Source organism: Nocardia sp. NPDC051929 (genome assembly GCF_044548645.1).
Lineage (GTDB): Bacteria > Actinomycetota > Actinomycetes > Mycobacteriales > Mycobacteriaceae > Nocardia > Nocardia sichangensis.
The window spans coordinates 219477-237676 of record NZ_JBIUCG010000008.1; the positions used below are offsets into that span (position 1 = coordinate 219477).

At 69.0% G+C, this 18200-nt stretch carries 16 protein-coding genes; 9 read left to right on the forward strand and 7 right to left on the reverse strand.

Going from position 1 to position 18200, the window contains the following annotated elements; all coding sequences use genetic code 11:
• Nucleotides 1–67: 67 nt before the first annotated feature.
• Nucleotides 68–502, reverse strand: a complete 435-nt coding sequence (locus ACIHAX_RS12760; protein WP_355072492.1) for a Fur family transcriptional regulator — start codon at nt 500–502, stop codon at nt 68–70.
• A 3-nt stretch (nt 503–505) separates the two neighbouring features.
• On the reverse strand, nt 506–856 hold the full coding sequence (locus ACIHAX_RS12765) for a helix-turn-helix transcriptional regulator (RefSeq protein ID WP_039796803.1): 351 nt from the start codon (nt 854–856) through the stop codon (nt 506–508).
• A gap of 194 nt (nt 857–1050) precedes the next feature.
• Between ACIHAX_RS12765 and ACIHAX_RS12770 the strand changes: the two genes are divergently transcribed.
• Nucleotides 1051–2442, forward strand: a complete 1392-nt coding sequence (locus ACIHAX_RS12770) for a glycine--tRNA ligase (protein ID WP_355072494.1) — start codon at nt 1051–1053, stop codon at nt 2440–2442.
• 48 nt (nt 2443–2490) lie between these two features.
• Here the strand turns inward: ACIHAX_RS12770 and ACIHAX_RS12775 are convergent, their stop codons facing one another.
• The 3 genes from ACIHAX_RS12775 to ACIHAX_RS12785 all read right to left on the reverse strand — a co-directional run bounded on the left by ACIHAX_RS12775 (nt 2491) and on the right by ACIHAX_RS12785 (nt 4353).
• Nucleotides 2491–2877 carry a DUF1707 domain-containing protein gene (locus ACIHAX_RS12775; protein ID WP_355072496.1) on the reverse strand — a complete coding sequence of 129 codons (387 nt, stop codon included), beginning with the start codon at nt 2875–2877 and terminating at the stop codon, nt 2491–2493.
• A 43-nt stretch (nt 2878–2920) separates the two neighbouring features.
• Nucleotides 2921–3646, reverse strand: a complete 726-nt coding sequence (locus ACIHAX_RS12780) for a DUF899 domain-containing protein (RefSeq protein WP_364427409.1) — start codon at nt 3644–3646, stop codon at nt 2921–2923.
• 92 nt (nt 3647–3738) lie between these two features.
• A complete protein-coding gene (locus ACIHAX_RS12785; RefSeq protein ID WP_364427412.1) occupies nt 3739–4353 on the reverse strand; it encodes a transcriptional regulator in 615 nt (204 codons plus the stop codon).
• Nucleotides 4354–4419: 66 nt separating this feature from the next.
• Between ACIHAX_RS12785 and ACIHAX_RS12790 the strand changes: the two genes are divergently transcribed.
• Nucleotides 4420–5682 carry an acyltransferase gene (locus ACIHAX_RS12790; protein ID WP_397277378.1) on the forward strand — a complete coding sequence of 421 codons (1263 nt, stop codon included), beginning with the start codon at nt 4420–4422 and terminating at the stop codon, nt 5680–5682.
• 79 nt (nt 5683–5761) lie between these two features.
• Here ACIHAX_RS12790 and ACIHAX_RS12795 read toward each other — a convergent pair whose 3' ends face one another.
• On the reverse strand, nt 5762–7735 hold the full coding sequence (locus ACIHAX_RS12795) for a TPM domain-containing protein (protein ID WP_397277380.1): 1974 nt from the start codon (nt 7733–7735) through the stop codon (nt 5762–5764).
• A 30-nt stretch (nt 7736–7765) separates the two neighbouring features.
• On the opposite strand from ACIHAX_RS12795, the gene ACIHAX_RS12800 reads away from it, so the two are divergent.
• From ACIHAX_RS12800 to ACIHAX_RS12810, 3 genes are all read left to right on the forward strand, one after another.
• Nucleotides 7766–8443, forward strand: a complete 678-nt coding sequence (locus ACIHAX_RS12800) for an MBL fold metallo-hydrolase (RefSeq protein ID WP_364427421.1) — start codon at nt 7766–7768, stop codon at nt 8441–8443.
• A gap of 70 nt (nt 8444–8513) precedes the next feature.
• Nucleotides 8514–9194 carry a YdcF family protein gene (locus ACIHAX_RS12805; RefSeq protein WP_355072969.1) on the forward strand — a complete coding sequence of 227 codons (681 nt, stop codon included), beginning with the start codon at nt 8514–8516 and terminating at the stop codon, nt 9192–9194.
• Nucleotides 9195–9200: 6 nt separating this feature from the next.
• Nucleotides 9201–10460 carry a deoxyguanosinetriphosphate triphosphohydrolase gene (locus ACIHAX_RS12810; RefSeq protein WP_397277382.1) on the forward strand — a complete coding sequence of 420 codons (1260 nt, stop codon included), beginning with the start codon at nt 9201–9203 and terminating at the stop codon, nt 10458–10460.
• 74 nt (nt 10461–10534) lie between these two features.
• On the opposite strand, the gene ACIHAX_RS12815 is transcribed toward ACIHAX_RS12810, so the two are convergent.
• Nucleotides 10535–11107 carry a hypothetical protein gene (locus ACIHAX_RS12815; RefSeq protein WP_355072509.1) on the reverse strand — a complete coding sequence of 191 codons (573 nt, stop codon included), beginning with the start codon at nt 11105–11107 and terminating at the stop codon, nt 10535–10537.
• Between the two features lie 2482 nt (nt 11108–13589).
• Between ACIHAX_RS12815 and ACIHAX_RS12820 the strand changes: the two genes are divergently transcribed.
• The 4 genes from ACIHAX_RS12820 to dnaG all read left to right on the forward strand — a co-directional run bounded on the left by ACIHAX_RS12820 (nt 13590) and on the right by dnaG (nt 18153).
• Complete coding sequence (locus ACIHAX_RS12820) at nt 13590–13760, forward strand: hypothetical protein (RefSeq protein WP_355072511.1); 171 nt, start codon at nt 13590–13592, stop codon at nt 13758–13760.
• 487 nt (nt 13761–14247) lie between these two features.
• A complete protein-coding gene (locus ACIHAX_RS12825) occupies nt 14248–15402 on the forward strand; it encodes an FIST N-terminal domain-containing protein (protein WP_355072512.1) in 1155 nt (384 codons plus the stop codon).
• Nucleotides 15399–16148, forward strand: coding sequence for a Mut7-C RNAse domain-containing protein (locus ACIHAX_RS12830; RefSeq protein ID WP_364427429.1), 750 nt, complete (start codon nt 15399–15401; stop codon nt 16146–16148). The genes ACIHAX_RS12825 and ACIHAX_RS12830 overlap by 4 nt, the downstream gene beginning before the upstream one ends.
• 85 nt (nt 16149–16233) lie before the next feature.
• Nucleotides 16234–18153 (forward strand): DNA primase, encoded by a 1920-nt coding sequence (dnaG, locus tag ACIHAX_RS12835; protein ID WP_356964918.1) that lies wholly within the window; start codon nt 16234–16236, stop codon nt 18151–18153.
• The last annotated feature ends 47 nt before the right edge of the window (nt 18154–18200 follow it).

Below are 18200 nucleotides of genomic sequence, written 5' to 3' on the forward strand. Positions count from 1 at the left end.
AGGATCTCGCCGGTGAATCTCCGCTGGTCGCAGCCGCGTTAACCCGACACGCCGGGAATCGGTGCGATCACCGGTCGCGTCGGCGCGCCGTCCCGCATGCCGTGCAGGTGCCGAACACCTCGAGGGTGTGGCTGATCTCGGTGAAGCCGTGCTCGCCCGCGATCGCCTCGGCCCACGCCTCCACCGTCGGGCCCTCCACCTCCACGGTGCGACCGCAATGCCTGCAGACCAGGTGGTGATGATGGCCGGTGGAGCACTGGCGATAGACCGACTCGCCGGAGTCGGTGCGCAGCACATCGACCATGCCCGCGTCGGCCAGCGACTGCAGCGTCCGGTAGACCGTGGTCAGCCCGATGCCCTCGCCGCGTCTGCGCAGCTCGTCGTGTAGGTCCTGGGCGGAGCGGAACTCGTCGATGTCACCGAGCAGCGCGGCGATGGCGCTGCGCTGCCTGGTGCTGCGGATGCCGACCGGTTTCTGCGGAACGGCCGTGTTGTCTGGCACGAATCACCCTTCCTCGGCGTGCGCGACGGCGTCGACGACGATGTGCGCCAGATGGTCGTCGACGAGTTCGTAGAGCACCTCGCGACCCGAACGCTCACCGTGCACGACACCGGCGGCCTTGAGGATACGCAGATGCTGACTGACCAGTGGTTGCGTGACACCGAGCGCGTCGACCAGTTCGTGCACACACCGCGGTGATTCGCGCAACTGCAGCACGATAGCAATCCGAACCGGCGCGGCCAGCGCCCGCAACAGCTCACCCGCGTCCTCCAGCACGGTTCGCGGGGGTACCGGCGCCGGTCCCGGCGACCGATACGGGTTGTGCGGCGGTGCCGCGGCGGTCTCGGCGGTCATGTCACCAACTCCTTAATGGAAAGCATTACCAGTTTGCGTATGCACAGGTGCGCATGTCAAACGGGCGCGCCGAACCGTGCGGTTGAAACCGCCGCGGACGCTGCCGATAGGCTGGGCGCAATCGCGGCTATGACACAAAACTATTGTGTTCATGCAAGGCAAATTCCGACTCGCAGTGGATGGAGAATTCTCGCGTGGCACCCAAGTCGAAGGTGGACACCGTTGCCAACCTCGCCAAGCGCCGGGGTCTGGTGTACCCGTGCGGTGAGATCTACGGAGGCACCAAGTCGGCGTGGGATTACGGGCCGCTGGGCGTCGAGCTCAAGGAGAACATCAAGAAGCAGTGGTGGCGCGCCATGGTCACCGCCCGCGAGGACGTCGTCGGTCTCGACTCCTCGGTGATCCTGCCCCGTCAGGTCTGGGTCGCCTCCGGTCACGTGGGCGTGTTCAACGACCCGCTGGTCGAGTGCCTCAACTGCCACCACCGCTTCCGGCAGGACCACTTGCAGGAGGCGTACGCGCTGAAGAACAAGATCGACGACCCCGACACGGTCTCGATGGAGCTCATCGCCTGCCCGAACTGCGGCACCGTCGGCCGCTGGACCGAGCCGCGCGACTTCAACATGATGCTCAAGACCTACCTCGGCCCGATCGAGTCCGAGGAGGGCCTGCACTACCTGCGCCCGGAGACCGCCCAGGGCATCTTCGTGAACTTCGCCAACGTGATGACGACCGCGCGCAAGAAGCCGCCGTTCGGCATCGCGCAGATCGGCAAGAGCTTCCGCAATGAGATCACCCCTGGCAATTTCATCTTCCGCACCCGCGAGTTCGAGCAGATGGAGATGGAGTACTTCGTCAAGCCGGGCGAGGACGAGGAGTGGTACAAGTACTGGATCGAGACGCGGTTCTCCTGGTACACCGACCTCGGCATCGACGCGGAGAACCTGCGGCTGTTCGTGCACCCGAAGGACAAGCTCTCGCACTACTCGGCGGGCACCACCGACATCGAGTACCGCTTCGGCTTCCAGGGCAACGAGTGGGGTGAGCTGGAGGGCATCGCCAACCGCACCGACTTCGACCTGAAGACGCACTCCGAGCACTCCGGCACCGAGCTGAGCTTCTTCGACCAGACCACCAACGAGCGCTACATCCCGTACGTCATCGAGCCGGCGGCGGGCCTCACCCGCTCGCTGATGGCCTTCCTGGTCGACGCCTACGCCGAGGACGAGGCGCCCAACGCCAAGGGCGGCGTGGACACCCGCACGGTGCTGCGCCTGGACCGCCGCCTCGCGCCGGTGAAGGCGGCGGTGCTGCCGCTGTCGCGCAACGCCGATCTCACGCCGAAGGCGAAAGACCTGGCCGCGCAGCTGCGCAAGCACTGGAACGTCGAGTTCGACGACGCGGGCGCCATCGGCCGCCGCTACCGCCGCCAGGACGAGATCGGCACGCCGTTCTGCATCACGGTCGACTTCGAGACGCTCGACGACCAGGCGGTGACCATCCGCGAACGCGACACGATGACCCAGGAGCGCATCGCGCTGGACAAGGTCGAGGGCTACCTGGCCCAGCACCTGATCGGCGCCTGAGCTACGACGCCGCGCCCCGTGGCCGATGGGCCACGGGGCGCTGTCGTTTCAGCTGTTCTTGCGGGTGACGATGCCGATCGTGGTCGGGATGAGCAGCGCGAGACCCCACGGCACCGCGACCCAGAACGGCCAGAAGTAGCCCGCGCCGGTGGCCAGGTAGATCGCCACGCACAGCGCGTTCACGAACACCCACGGCGTCCACATGATCGTGATCCACTGCGGGATGCCTTTGGCGCGCACGGGCCGTGCTTCCCGTTGTGCGGGAAGGTCGGACAGCAGCGGCGTCAGCTCGCCGTAGGTCTTGGCGGCGTATACCTGTTGCAGCCGATCGTCGAATTCGGCGAGCGACAGCCTGCCCTCGTTCATAGCGAGGCGCAGCCGGTCGATGATCTTCTCGCGATCGGCGTCGGACGCCCGCATGTGCTCCTGACTCACCGTGTCAGCCTAGGTCCACTCGGCCGGTGGGGCGGAGTGGACGTCAGTGGCAATGGGATTCCACCTTGCCGTAACTGTCGTGGTGCAGCGCTTCGCCGACGTGCTTCTGCCTGCCCAACGGCGTGAGATCGAGGTACTGGTGGGTGCCGATGAGGATGTCGCCGCCGCGGCCGTAGGACGAGTAGGTGTGGAACACCGCGCCGTCGTCGTCACGCCAGAACACGCTGGTGCCGGGCTGTTCGCCCGCTCCGTGATAGCTGTGGCCGCGTGCCTCCAACTCCGCCTTCGTACGGTAGTTGTATTCCACCGGCGCGCGGGATTCGTCCTGGGTGACATGGAAGTCGTAGTTGAAGTCGCTGTCGAACGACGAATACATCGGGAAGGTCCAGCCCATGCGCTCGCGGTACCGGTCGAGCGTCTCCCACGGACCGCGTGACACGGCCGCGAAGGTGGTGTCCTGCGCGTTCAGGTGGGCCAGGTGGCCGACGTTGTCGAGCAGCATCGCGCAGCTCGGACAGCCCGCGTCCAGATCCCAGCGCCACATCATGTGGTAGACGATGAGCTGGCGGCGCCCGTCGAACAGTTCGGGCAGGGTCGTGCGGCCCGTGGGACCTTCGAAGACGTATTCCTTGTCGATCGCGACCATCGGCAGGGCACGGCGTTTCGCCGCCAGCTCGTCCAAGCGATGGGTGATCGCCTTCTCCTCGGCCAGCAAGCTGATACGCGCGGCCAGCCATTCCTCGCGTGATGCCACAGTGGGGCGGTTCATAAGGGTCTCCTCGATGCCGGGACAGTGCTCTGTACAGGTAGACGGAGCCGCCCGGCAGGAGTCATCGGCGGACCGAGGAATTCGTCCGGGGATCAGGGTCGGAGCGGAACGTCCCAGAACGCCAGCTCGTGCCGGAGCCCTTCGCGGAACAGGTCTTCCGCCCGACCCGGATCGGCCCCGGACTCGTCGATCATCTGCGCGCAGCGGCGGGTGAGGGCGGCGAATCCGGGATCGGCGTAGGTGTCCACCCAGCGGCGGTAGCGCGGTTCGGCGGGCGGGTGCTGGGCGAGCCGGGCCCCGAGCGTGGAGTATCCCCACATGCACGGGTAGAGCGCGGCGAGACCCTCGCCGTAGGACGCGGCGGAGTCCAGCAGAAACGCCGTGTACGCGGTGCACGGAGCGCCTTTGACCGCGCCGTCGAGGTCCGCGCCGAACTCGGCGGCCAGCGAGCGGTGCAGCGACAGCTCCTCGTGGTAGGTGGCGTGCGCGAGGTCGACCAGGTCACCGAGATGGGCGGCCGGAGCCTGCCACGCGAGGCGGGCGAACACGCGGACGTAGTCGAGCAGGAACAGGTAGTCCTGCTCCAGCCAGGACCGGAAGACCGGTTCGGGCAGGGTGCCCTCGGCGATACCGAGCACGGTGGGATGGGCGAGTTGTTCCTCCACCGTGGGAAGGCCGATTTGCTCCAGATGCGCCGCGAGACTCATACCGGCAGTCTTCCGCATCCGCCCGGTCGGTTTGCGCCCGTGCCGGTAGTGCCGCACCCTTGCCGTGTGTTGTGGGATGAGGAAGCTCCGATTCGCGTGCTGGCGCCGTCGGAGCAGCGGTTCGTTCGGCATGGCACCTACACGGGCCGGTCGGTGTCGGTACGGGGAGCGCTCGATGTGACGGCGCTGCGGGAGGCATTCGCGACCTTGCGGCGCGCGTATCCGGTGATCGGCTGCAGAATCGTGGAAGACGCTGCGGGACTGGGATATCTGTTCGGCGCTGACGAGAGGGCATGGATCCCGGTTTCCGTGCGTGCGGGCGACCTGGCGGCGATCGGCGTTCCCGCGATGGATCCGGCGGTCCAGCTGGCCTATCTGGACGTCGTGGGCTCGGGCGCGAACGAGTGGCGTGTCACGCTGTTCGCTCACCACAGCGTCGCCGACGCGGGCTACTGTGTGGAACTGCTGTCCCGACTATGGGATTTCTATTCCGGCGTTCTCGAAGGTCGGCCGATAAACGTTGCGCCACAAGCGCTCCCGCAGTCTTTGGAGTGGTATGCGGCGGAACGGGGCATCACCGCGGCCGCGAAGTCCGGATTCGAGGAGGTGACCAAGCCGCTTGCGCTGGAGGCGAGGAACGTGCCGTCCGATAACGCGAAACCCGCGCCGAGTACGCTCGCCCGTCCTGTACGCGTGCGGCTCAACCGGGCGGCTACCGCGCAGATCGCCGATCTCGCACGCAAGACCGGTGTGACGGTGAACGGTTTGCTCACCGCCGCACTGCTGCGCGCGTACGCTCGTGAGACAGGCGGCGGCACAACAGCTCTGGGCTGCCTGTATCCGGTCGACCTGCGCAACAGGCTGGAGCCGCCGGTCGCCGCCTCGGCGGGTACCAACATGGCCGGGCTGGCTTCCTTCGCGGGCGAGGTGGATCCGGCCGCCAGCCCGGTCGAACTGGCACAGCGCATTTCGAGTCGGCTGACGCGCGACCTGTCCGAAGGCATCGTGCAGCAGTCCGTGCTGCACTTCCCGGATTACTACGGTGCCAACAGGATTCATTCGCTGGCCGGACATATCGCGGTGACCAATACCGGCGTCGTCCCGGTGTTCCGCACACCGGCCACGCTCGAGCTCACCGACTACGAGATCGTCTACGTCTCGGCGCATCCCCGCCCGTCCGCGGGCGCGTCGGCCGCGGTCACCTATCTGGTCTACACGTTCGCGCAGGAGCTGATCGTGGGCGTGCTCGGTGGTGGCGCGCATGCCGACGGCCTGCCCGAGGCGGTGCGGGCGGAGTTGACCGCCCTGTCCGCGGCCGGCGCTCGCTGACCGGTGCGAGGACCGGTTCCCTGCTGAGCCATCGACCGGTCCCGGTCTACGGCCGCACCCGGTGGCAGGATCGAGCCGTTCAGAATCTGCCGCCACGGCCGATGCGCCGGGAACCGGAGGAACCACCGTACGAGCCGGGGCTCCAGCCGCCCCCGGAGTGCCGAGCGCCGCTCGCCGCCCCGCGCAGCAGTCCTTCGAGCAGGATGCCGCCGAGCACCGCCCCGGTCTGGGCGCTGCCGGAGGGCGCCCGGTCCGCCTCCCATGCCCGCACGCTGGCCTGCGCCGCTTGGAGCGCGCGCCCGGCCAGATCCGCCGCCGCCTGCGCGCGCCGCAGTGCGTCGGCGGGATCGTTCGCGCTCGATTGCTGCGCCTCGTCGAGGTTGCGCTGTGCTTCCGACAGGCGGGTGCGCGCTTCGGCGTCGATGCCGCCGCGCCGGGTGCTGATGTAATCGGCGGCGGCACCGATCCGGGCGCGAGCGTCCGTGAGCGCTCGATCGAGCCTGCGCCGCAGGTCTTCGGCGGCGAGTTTGCGGTCGGTGGCCCCCGCGACGGCGCGGTCCAGATCCGCGTCGGCGGTGACCGCGTCGTGGAAGGCGCTCAGCGGATCGATGTCGCCCGTGGCCGTCGCCTGCTCCAGAGCGGACTGCGCCGCGGTGCGGGCGTCGGCCAGTTCCGGCCCGCCGTAGTCGGCGAGCTCGGCGGCGGAGGCGAGGTCGCGGCGCAACTCGTCCAGCACACCCGGCAGGCCGTCGCGGGCCTGCTGGATGGCGCTCGACGCGTTGTCGACCGCGTCGAGCAGGGAACGCGCCTGACCGATCGCGGCCTCGGCGGAACGAATGGCGGCGACCGCGCCGCCTTGCTCGCCGACCGGCTCGGTGAGCGCGGCACGTCCCCCGTCGACGTTCTGCTCCGCGAACGTCAGGCGCTCGCGTGCCATCCGCACGTTGTCCTCGATCGGCGCGAGCACACTGGCCGGATGGGTGGCGGCGAGCCGGCTCAGCTCGGTTTCCGAGCCGGGAATCCGGGCGGTCACGTCGACGACATCTCTGGTGAGGGCGTCCAGCCGAGCCGAGGCGTTGAGCAGCAGATCGCGCATCGCGTCGAATTCCGCCACCTCCGCGTCGAGTTCCCGGTCGGCGCGCCCCACTGTGCCGATCAGCTCGACCAGCAGCGAGCGATGTTCGTCGGCTGTCTCCGGGATCGCGTCGTCCAGGCGCTGCCGGATCGCGAACGCCGCGGCGGCAGCGGTTTTCGCGTTGTCGAGGGCGGTGCGAAAAGGCGTGGTGGCGGTGGCGCCGAACTCGCCGGTAGCGAGCTCGAGTTCCTCGCCGCTGGTGCGAATCGCGTTGTCGATTTCCACCAGCGTCTCCCGAGAGCGGGTCTGCAGCGCTTCCAACGGCAGTTCGGACAGCGCCGTCGCGTTCTCCGGATCCAATTGCCGTGCCGCCGCCAGTTCGGCCTCGAACCGTTCACGACGCCGTTTGCGCGCGTACCAGACGAGGCCGCCCGCCACCAGAATCACCAGCAGGCCGATGACGAGCAGGGCGCCGACGTTCACCCCGCCGCCGCGCATGGCCGCGTCCAGTCCGGCGGCGGTCGCGACCCCCGCGTCGGCCCAGCGCCCGTCGCGCAGGGCCGGCTCGACGTGGCCGATCAGGATGTCGTCGAGTTCGGAATCGCTGATCTCGCCGGGCACTTCGCCCTCCAGCCAATACGCGCGATCCTCGGTGGCGACCGCGAGCAGCAGGTCACGTTGGCCGAACCCGGATATCGAGGCGGTGCGCCTGGCCCAGTCCCGCGGCTGCATCCCGTCGAAGCCGCGCACGTACACCACCCACAGCCGCAGCTGCTCGTCGGCGTAGAGCTGGTCCACCGCACCGCGCACCCGATCGCGCTGACCTTGGTCGAGCACACCGGCCGGATCCTCCACATAGGTGTTCATCCGTAGCGGCGGTTCCGCCGCGATCGTCGGAGCGCCCAGCAAGGCGATCGCGGCCAGTAGGACGCTGATCGCGAGCAAGCGGACGAAGCGGATCCGCGACGGCAGTGACATGGCACGAATCTAGCTCGCTAGCATCATTTCGTGATCACCATCGATCGCCCGTACAGCGGCCACGTGTCACCGGATTCGAATCCGCAGCAGCGCGACGTCCCCGGCGCCCGCATCGTCAAGATGTCCGTCGGCGGCATGGACAACAACTGTTACCTGGTGCAGTGCACCGGCACCGGCGCGGCCCTGCTCATCGACGCCGCCAACGAGGCGCCCCGCATCGCGGCCCTCGTCGAGCAGGAGGCGCCCGGGCAGGTCCAGCTGATCGTCACCACCCATCAGCACCGCGACCACTGGCTGGCGCTGCGGGAGACCACCGCGGCCACCGGCGCTCCCACCGCGGCGCACCCGCTCGACGCCGACCCGCTGCCGGTCCGCCCCGATCGGCTGCTCGCCGAGGGCGACACCGTCACCATCGGCGATCTGGTCTTCGAGGTCATTCACCTGCGCGGCCACACGCCGGGGTCGATCACCCTCGCACTCACCGACGGGGCGGGACGCACTCACCTGTTCACCGGGGACTCGCTGTTTCCCGGCGGCGTCGGGCGCACCACCTCCCCGGAGGACTTCGGCTCGCTGTTCACCGACGTCTCGGCCAAGCTCTTCGACCGCTACCCCGACGACACCGTCGTCTACCCCGGCCACGGCGACGACACCACCCTCGGCGCCGAGCGTCCCAGCCTTCCGGCTTGGCGAGACCGCGGCTGGTAACCGCCCCTGACGGTAACCGGTCCGGGGCCTGCGCGGCTTTTGGCAGACTTGGGGAGTGGATTTGCCAACGATGCGCACCCGAGCCGTCCCGGCGCCCGAACCTGCCCGCCCACAGGGCTTCGGCGCCGGGTTGCTGCGCTGGACCCGGCGGCTCGTCGTCGGCTCCGTCGTGATGGGCGCGGTGCTGGTCGGCGGGACCGCCTTCCGCGTGTGGCAGGTCGCGCGCATCGACGACTACACGAAGGCCGACGCGATCGTCGTGCTCGGCGCGGCGCAGTACTCCGGAACGCCGTCCTCGGTGTTCGAGGCGCGACTCGATCAGGCGTACAAGCTGTTCCGGGCGGGTGTCGCTCCGCGCGTCATCACCGTGGGCGGCAAGCAGGAGGGCGATCTGTTCACCGAAGCCGCCTCGGGCAAGAACTATTTGCAGGCGCGCGGCGTGCCCGCCGACAAGATCCTCGCCGTGGAAACCGGATCGGACACCCTGCGCAGCATCGAAGCGGTGGTCACGGCGATGCGGGCGCGGGACATGTCGTCGGCGGTGCTGGTCAGCGATCCCTGGCATTCGCTGCGCACCCGCACCATGGCCCGCGACGAGGGGCTGGCGGCGTGGACCGCCCCCACCAGAACCGGTCCCGCCGTCTACACGCGGGAATCCCAGGCACACGGTATCGCCAGAGAGACCGGCGCCCTGCTGTGGTACCAGCTCACCCACTTCTCGGCGGATTTCACCTACACGGCGGGACAGTGAGGCTCGATGAGCGCCCGGTACACCGATCACGACACCGAACGCCTCGTCGTCGAGGGCGCCAAGACCGCGGGGCTCGGACCGCCGCGCAGTGAGTTCGAGACCGGCCACCGGACCGAATTCGCCCGCGACCGGGCCCGCGTGCTGCACTCCGCGGCGCTGCGCAGACTGGCCGACAAAACGCAGGTCATGGGACCGCGAGAGGCGGACACCCCGCGCACTCGGCTGACCCATTCGCTGGAGGTCGCCCAGATCGGCCGCAGCATCGCCGACGGACTCGGCTGTGATCCGGACCTGGTGGACCTGGCCGGTCTGGCCCATGACATCGGCCATCCGCCCTACGGCCACAACGGCGAGAAAGCCCTCGACACTTTCGCCGACGCCTTCGGCGGGTTCGAAGGCAACGCGCAGAACCTGCGCATCCTCACTCGCCTCGAACCGAAGGTGCTCGAGGCCGACGGCGCCAGCGCGGGCCTCAACCTCACTCGCGCCGCCCTCGACGCCGCCCTCAAATACCCCTGGGGGCGAACCGGTCCCGGCACCAAATTCGGCGCCTACGAGGTCGACACCGAGCGCCTGGAGTGGATCCGCAAGGGTGCGCCGGATCGGCGCCGCAGCCTCGAATGCCAGATCATGGACTGGTCCGACGACGTCGCCTACTCGGTGCACGACGTCGAGGACGGTGTCCTCGCGGGCCGGATCGATCTGCGCGCGCTGGCCGACCCCGCCGAACAGGACGCGCTGGCCGCGCTCGGCCAGTTCCAGCACTCGCTGGCCGCCGACGATCTGATCGCCGCCGCGCAACGGCTCTCGGAACTGCCCGTGGTCGCGGCCGCGTCCGGATACGACGGCACGTTCGCCGCTTCGGTCGCGCTGAAGCGCCTCACCAGCGAGCTCGTCGGCCGCTTCGCCACCGCCGCGATCATGGCGACCCAAGAGGTGTCCGGTCCGCAACCGCTGTCCCGGTACAACGCGGATCTGGAAGTGCCGCGCATCGTCGCCGCCGAGGTGGCGCTGCTGAAGACCGTCGCGCTGCGCTATGTGATGTCCGACCCGGCACACCGGCTGCGGCAGGCCGCCCAACGCGAACGCATCCTCGCCGTGGCCGAACGCTTGCTGGGCACCGCTCCCGGCAGACTCGATCCGCTGCTGCTGCCGTTCTGGAACGCCGCCACCGATGACACCGCCCGCGTGCGCGTCGTGGTGGACCAGATCGCTTCCTACACCGAAAGCCGCCTGGAGCGAGTCGCGAGCGAGTTGAAGATTTAGGCGCCTTCGCTCCGGCCGTGCGCGGGGTCAAGGGCGATTGTCCAGGTGCGCCTTTTGGACCCGTATCGGTGGCGTCACGCCGACAGATCGTCGGAGGACTCGGCTCGGGCCATTTTCACCAGCGCGCCGTGCAATTCCTTGGCCGAGGCGCTCGCTCGTTCGCCCCGCAGAATCACCTCGGTGAAGCCGTCGATCAAGGCCCGGCCCGGATCCAGCAGGCCGAGACCACCGCCGCCGCCGCGCAGCGACTCGTTGATCAGAGTTCGCAAAGCTTCTTGCCGAGCCCGGAACCCACCGGCGACGTCCAGAGCCCCCGCGAATTCGCGCACCACCGCCGTGTACACCGGCCGCTCGGCAGGCCCGCGGCGACGAAAGATCCGGCGTGTTTCCACCGGAGCCGACCGCGGCGGATACAAGGCGGCGCGGTCCAAGAGCATCCAGATCGCGGCATCGGCCGACTGTTCCGCGGTCGGCTCGCGCTCCGGTCTCGGGCGCGATTCCGCGTCGTCGGTGAGCTCGACGCCCCGCAGCGGCATCGGGTATTTCGTGAGCAGCTCATCGATAGTGGACGCGATCTCACGGACCACCTGGACACCGACATTCGCGGTATCGAACCCGACGACTTCCAATCCATGCCGCGCCGACATCTCCCGCGCGATTCGGAGTGCTTCGGCCGGATCGTGGGTATCGGCCTGCTCGGCGACTGCGGGACGGTGTGCGGTGGCGCTGCGTTCGATGGGTGCGCGACCGGATTTCCGGGCGGATGCGGGGTCGGGTCGTCGGACGGGTACGCCTGCGCCGGCGGTCTGCGGCGATGAGGCCGAATCGCTCCGGCGAACCGAGATGTGGTTCTCCGGGCTGGCGGTGCGGGCGACGGCCTGGCGAGGGCGCGCGACGTCTGATCGTGGCGATCGTGTCGAGTTATGAGCAGTGTCGACAAGATCGGACCCGTCAACGGTGTCCGTCTGCCGAGTATGTCCGGGTCGGTGCGCGGCACCGCTGTCCTCGATCGGCGGGGGCTGGTCAGGTGCGTCGGTCTGCCGGTCGAGCGGGGCAGCCTCGGCGCGGTCGGGCGGAGGGACGAGCGCGGAATCGCCCCGGCTCGTGGGGTCTGCGGTGTGACCGGTGTTGCGACTGGGTCCGAAGTTGTCTGTGCTGCCCGGCTGCTGGGTGGAGCTGCCTGCCTTGTGGGTCCGTGGGTGAGATCCGGTGTGGCGGACCGAGATGGGGTCGGTCGTAGCAGCGCTCGGCGGAGGGGATTGCGGGCCGCCGGGCGAGGCGTCGAGCCAGGAAAAGCGCAGGGCATCGATCCACGGAAGGCCGGGCGAGCCAGGAGAGTTATCGGTTTGCCGCCGCGATATGGGTTCGTCGGTGACATCCGCCTGCCGGATGGGCGCGGAGCCTGCCCGCTGCTCGGCCGCGGAATCGGCCGTGACGTCGATCGGGGGTAGTGCGGTAGCTGCCGGGGCGGGTGCCGCCTGGTCGGTGCAGTCTGTCGATCGGTGAGGTACCGATTCGTCGGCGCCGATCGTGGGTTGGGGGAGGTTCGCGTTGCGGATCAACCGGCCGGGCGTTGAACTTGCCTGCTGCTCGGCTGCAAGGTGGTCCGTAGCGTCGTTCTGAGGATTCGGTTCGGGGTGGAGCGTGGTAGCTGCCTGCGGGGCCGGTGCCACCTGGTCGGCGGTGTCCGTCGGTGGGTGGGGCTCCGGGGCGTGGGTGCTGATTGCCGGTTGTCGGCCGGAAAGGCGCGCGCTGTCGATCGGCTGGTCGGGCGTTGAGGTTGTCTGCCGTTTGGCGGCGGGGTGCTCTGTGGCGTCGTTCTGGGTGTTCGGTTCGGGGTGGGGCGTGGTAGCTGCGGGTGCGGGTGCCGTCTCCTCGGCGGTGTCCGTCGGTGGGTGGGGCTCCAGGGCGTCGGTGCTGATTGGCGGTTGTTGGCCGGAGAGGTTTGTGTAGTCGATCGACGGTGTAGGTGCGGCGTCGGGAACCTGGAGGGATGCGGAGTCGGTGGGGCGATCGCTCTGAGGGGAGGACGCGGCGTCGGTCTTCGGAGTGGGCGTGGGTTGGCCGGTTCTTCGGCGACGTGCGAGCTCGCCTGCGCTGCCGGACTGATGGGTGGGCTCGATCCGTGCCGGAAGGGGTGGGGTATCGAACTGGAACGGAAGCGGCGAGTCGTCCGCGATACCGGACGTCGGGGTGGTTGCGGTGTCGAGGGTCGTGTCGTCTCGCGGGGTGACCGCCGGAAGATGCGGGTTGTCGGCTTCTTCGATGGGTGCGACACCGCCGGTGGCGTGGAACGGGGCCAGGTGCCCGGGGTCATCGGTGCGTTCAGGGAGCGCAGGTTCTGTCGTTTTCGGGACGGGCTTTGGACGGGATGCGGGGCCCGTCTCCGGAGCGGACGGGGTGTCGTCAGCCGTACCGATATGTCGCGGTGGTGCGATGGCTTCCGGCGAATCCGTTCGGCGGATCGGTTTCGGATGTTGCGTGCCGTTCGTCGCGCGGACGGGTTCGTGGTTGTCCTCGGCATCGGTCCGGCACGCTGAGGTTCGGTGCTCCTCAGCGGTGGTGCTCGTGGAGTCGGTCGGTGCGGAGGCGTCGGTGGAATCGGTTGGCCGGGCCGGTGCAGACCCGCCCCTGGGGCCCGGTGCGAGGGTCGGCTGTTCGTTATCCGGTCGCGGTATCGAGTCTTCGGCGATCTCGATGTCCAGACGCGGCGGAAGACCGCCGGCTCTGTCGGCCCGCGGAGCGGCTACCTCGTGGCGCGGGTCCCCGATCTGCGGGATGTCCTCGGTGCGGTGCGCTCTTTCGACCGGTGGGCTGGGTGCGGCGACGGTCGGCTGATTCGGTGGGCGGCCGTCAGGGGACCGGCGGCCGGATGCGGTATCGATCCGAGGACGGGGTGTGGCGTGCTCGCCCCGGTCCGTCCGCCGGATCGACGCCGGAGCAACGGTGACTGCGGGTGCAGGGCCCTCGGCGACAACCGAGCGCCGGACGGATGCCGGCTCGTCGAGGGCGTCGGTCCGGTGACTTGCCGGTTCGAATTGCGGGTGATGCCCTGCGGCCGGTCGGCGTACGGGTGCGGACAACTCTGCCGAGACGCCGATCTCGCGGCCCGCGGATACGCGAACCGGTGTGCCCGGCACCGCCGGGTATGGCCGGACCACCCGCTTGGACCAGGGCGTCTCCTGGGTCTTCCGAGACCATGGCGTCGGCATCGCCTTCGGCGCGGGCTCGGCCGATGACTCCGGCGGAAGCACCCGGCTCTCCGGTGCGGGCGCCAGGACAGGCAATGCTTCGGCATGATCGAGCCGGTCGCCGTCGACGAGCCCTTCCGCGGAGGCGATGGCCGCCTTCAGTTCGCCGACCGTCCGGGAAGCGTCGGCAATGAGCCGCTCCAAGGTGGATACCATCGCGCGCAGCTCGCCCGTGTCGATCCGCGACGGCTGACTCACAATGTCTCCCGCCTGTCCTCATCAGGTCTTGCCGCGGTGCGCCCGGCCCGCGCCGACACTCTGGTCCCGGGTGACCGAAAACAGACTGTGGTCGCGGCTATTGTCGCTCAAATCCGCCGGACCTCCCCGGGCTGGGAAGATCGATTGTGCGTCGCTGCGCCGAACAGCTATCGATTCGCAACCTGTTCGTCGCCCTTGTCGCTTCGCTCGTGGAGCCGAGGAATCTCCGGCCCGCCCCGCGCATCGGGCCACTTGGCGGTACCGGCTCGGCAATGCCGATGAAAAGCACTGCGCGACAGGTGAATTCACTGAAGCCACAGGTTGGCTACCATGGAAGGGTGCGGATCGGAGTAGGGCTCTCCACCGCGCCCGAAGCGCGGCGAGCGGGCATGGAGGCCGCAGCGCGCGCCCGCGACCAGATCGCGGGCGAAGCGCCGTCGCTCGCTGTGCTGCTCGCGTCCCGCGTGCATACCGACGACGCCGTCGAGGTGCTCTCCGGTGTCCACCGGACGGTCCGGGTGCCCGCCCTGATCGGATGCGTGGCGCAGGCGGTGGTGGCGGGTCGCCGTGAAATCGAGGACGAACCCGCGGTGGCGGTGTGGCTGGCCTCCGGACTGCCCGCAGCCGAAACCTTCCAATTGGACTTCCTTCGCACGGCCAGCGGCGGGCTCCTCGCCGGCTATCGCTTCGACAAGGCCGCACGTGACTTCCACCTGCTGCTGCCCGACCCTTACTCCTTTCCGGCCGATCTGCTGCTGGAGTACGTGAACACGGATCTGCCCGGCACCGTCGTGATGGGCGGGTTGGTCAGCGGCGGCCACGGCCCGGAAGGCAGCCGCCTGTTCCGCGACCACGCCGTGGTGACCTCGGGCGCGGTCGGCGTGCGTCTTCCCGGACTGCACAACGTGCCGATCGTGTCTCAGGGCTGCCGTCCGATCGGCAACCCCTACACGGTCACCGGCGCGGACGGCACGGTGATCACCGGACTCGGCGGTCTGTCCCCGATCGAGCGGTTGCGTCAGATCGTCGCCGTGCTGCCACCCGACCAGCAGGAAGAGCTCGCGCGCGGCCTGCAGATCGGGTTCGTCGTCGACGAGCACCTGGCCGAGCCCGGGCAGGGCGACTTCCTGATCCGCGGTCTGCTCGGCGCCGATCCGTCCAGCGGCGCGATCGAGGTGGGTGAGGTCGTGGAAGTCGGCACCACCGTCCAATTCCAGGTCCGCGACGCGATCGGAGCCGACCACGACCTGCGGAACGCGCTGGCGCGTGCGCGCACCGACCTTTCCGTCCGTCCGGCCGGTGCGTTGCTGTTCACGTGCAACGGACGCGGCCGCCGGATGTTCGGTGTTGCGGACCACGACGCCACGACCATCGAGGACTTGCTCGACGGCATCCCGCTCGCGGGTTTCTTCGCCGCCGGTGAGATCGGGCCCATCGCGGGCCGCAACGCGCTGCACGGATTCACCGCATCGATGGCGCTGTTCGTCGAATGAGCGTCGATCTCCGGGTCTACGCCGAGCTGAACGATTTCCTGCGGCCCGGCGAGCGATACACCGTGCTGCGTCGGCCGTGCCGCCCGCACCAGACCGTCAAGGACGTCATCGAGGCAGCGGGCATTCCGCACACCGAAGTGGACCTGGTCCTGGTCGACGGAGAACCGGTCGACTTCGATCATCACCCGCGCCTCGGCGGGCGGATCACCGCGTATCCCGTGTTCGAGACACTCGACATCGGCCGGGTGACGCTGGTCCGCCCGCATCCGCTGCGTGAGCCGCGCTTCCTCGCCGACGTGAATCTGGGCGGTCTCGCCAAGCTGATGCGGCTGCTGGGTCTCGACGTGCACTGCCGGTGGGAGGCCGAGGACGCCGAACTCGCCGAGGCGTCCGCGGCCGAGCACCGGATCCTGCTCACCCGTGACCGAGGCCTGTTGAAGCGCCGCAACGTCACACACGGCGTATACATCTGGTCGGAGCAGCCGATCGAGCAGGTCGTGGAGGTGATCCGGCGGCTCGACCTCGTCGCGTGCCTGGATCCGTTCACCCGCTGCCTGCGCTGCGGCGGCGTCGTCGCCGAGGTCGACAAAGCCGAGGTCGAGGATCGCCTCGAACCGCTCACCCGCCGCTACTACGACATTTTCCGGCAGTGCCGCGATTGCGGCCGGATCTACTGGCAGGGTTCCCACCAGTCACGTCTGGCCGAAACGGTCGCGGCGATCCGCGCGGAACTGGATCGCTCGTGATTCCCCGCGAGGGCGCCTTCGCCCGGAACTCGCGGTGCCGAGCCGCCCGGGCGCGTCGGCCCCGGCTTCGCCTAGACTCTCTGCCGTGGCCGGACGACTTCCTGATCGCGATATCGCGGCAATACGCGAGCGCGTCCGGATCGAAGACGTGGTGGGCGAGTACGTCGCGCTCAAGCGCGCCGGAGCGGACTCCATGAAGGGCCTGTGCCCGTTCCACGACGAGAAGTCGCCGTCGTTCCACGTGCGACCCAATCACGGCCTGTTCCATTGCTTCGGCTGCGGCGAGGGCGGCGACGTGTTCGCCTTCCTGCAGAAGATCGAGCACGTCGGGTTCGTCGAGTCGGTCGAGCAGTTGGCCGACCGGATCGGCTACCAGATCAACTACGAGGGCGGCGGCACCTCGGTGCAGCGCGATCGCGGCACCCGGTCCCGGCTCGTCGCGGCGAACGCGGCCGCGCACGAGTTCTACGTCGCCCAGCTGCGCGAGCCGGAAGCCGAGACCGCGCGCAAATATCTCACCGATCGCAACTTCGACGCCGCGGCCGCGCACCATTTCGGCTGCGGCTACGCCCCGGCGGGGTGGGACACGCTCACCAAACACCTGCTTCGCAAGGGGTTCGACTTCAAGGAGCTGGAGGCGGCCGGGCTGTCCCGGCAGGGTCAGCGCGGCCCGATCGACCGTTTCCACCGACGGCTGCTGTGGCCGATCCGCAACCTGTCCGGTGATGTCATCGGCTTCGGCGCCCGCAAGCTCTTCGACGACGACACCATGCCCGGTAAGTACATCAACACCCCGGAAACGTTGCTGTACAAGAAATCCCAGGTGCTCTTCGGCCTGGATCACGCCAAGCGCGAGATCGCCAAGGGGCACCAGGCGGTCGTGGTCGAGGGCTACACCGACGTCATGGCGATGCACCTGGCCGGGATAAAGACCGCCGTGGCCTCGTGCGGCACCGCATTCGGCGACGACCACCTCGCCCTGTTGCGCCGCCTGATGATGGACGACAATTTCTGGCGCGGCGAGATCATCTACACCTTCGACGGCGATGCCGCGGGCCAGGCGGCGGCCCTGAAAGCCTTCTCTGGTGATCAGAAGCTGGCCGGTCAGACCTACATCGCGATCGCGCCGGACGGGCAGGACCCGTGCGAACTGCGGCAGCACTCCGGTGACGCCGCAGTGCGCGATCTGGTCGCCCGCCGAACCCCGCTGTACGAGTTCGTGATTCGCGGTCTACTGGCCGACCACAACCTGGACACCGCGGAGGGCCAGGTGGAGGCGCTGCGCCGGGCGGTGCCGGTGGTCGCGCAGATCAAGGACAACGCCCTGCGCAAGGCCTACGCCACCAAACTGGCCGGGTGGGTCGGCTGGGACGACATCCAGACCGTGGTGCGCCGCGTCGGCGAGGAAGCCAAGCGGAACCGCAACGGCGGCGGGCAGGCGGGCGCGGGGCGTGCGCCCGCGCCGCGCCAGGTGGTCGCGGAACATCCTGCGGCACGGCCGAATCCGAACGATCCCACCCTGCTGCCGCAACGGCAGGTACTCGCCGCCGCACTCCAGTACCCGGCGATGGCCGGAGCGGGTTTCGACGCGCTCGAGGCCGAAGCCTTCACCCACCCCGCCTACTCGGTCCTTCGCGGCCTGATCGCCGAGGCGGGCGGCACGGCCGCCGGGCTCGGCGGCGCCGAATGGGTCAACGCCGTCGCCGACCGCACCGAGGATCTGACCGTGCGCGCCCTGCTGTCGGAGCTCGCCAACGAGCCGCTGCCGGTGAAATCGGAGTCCGACATCCCGCGCTTCGTCGCCGGTGTCCTTGCGCGCACCCAGGAGGCCTGGGTAGGCAGGCAGATCGCCGAACTCAAGTCCAAGCTCCAGCGGGTCTCCTCGACCGAACAGCCGGAGGCCTACTTCGCCCTCTTCGGCGACCTCGTCGCTCTCGAGCAGTACCGCAAGAGCCTGCTCACCCAGGCGATGGGCAACCACGGGGACTTCGCCACCGGGGCCTAGGGTCGATCAGATCCGTGATTCCTCGCACACAGTCCGACTGGTGCGAG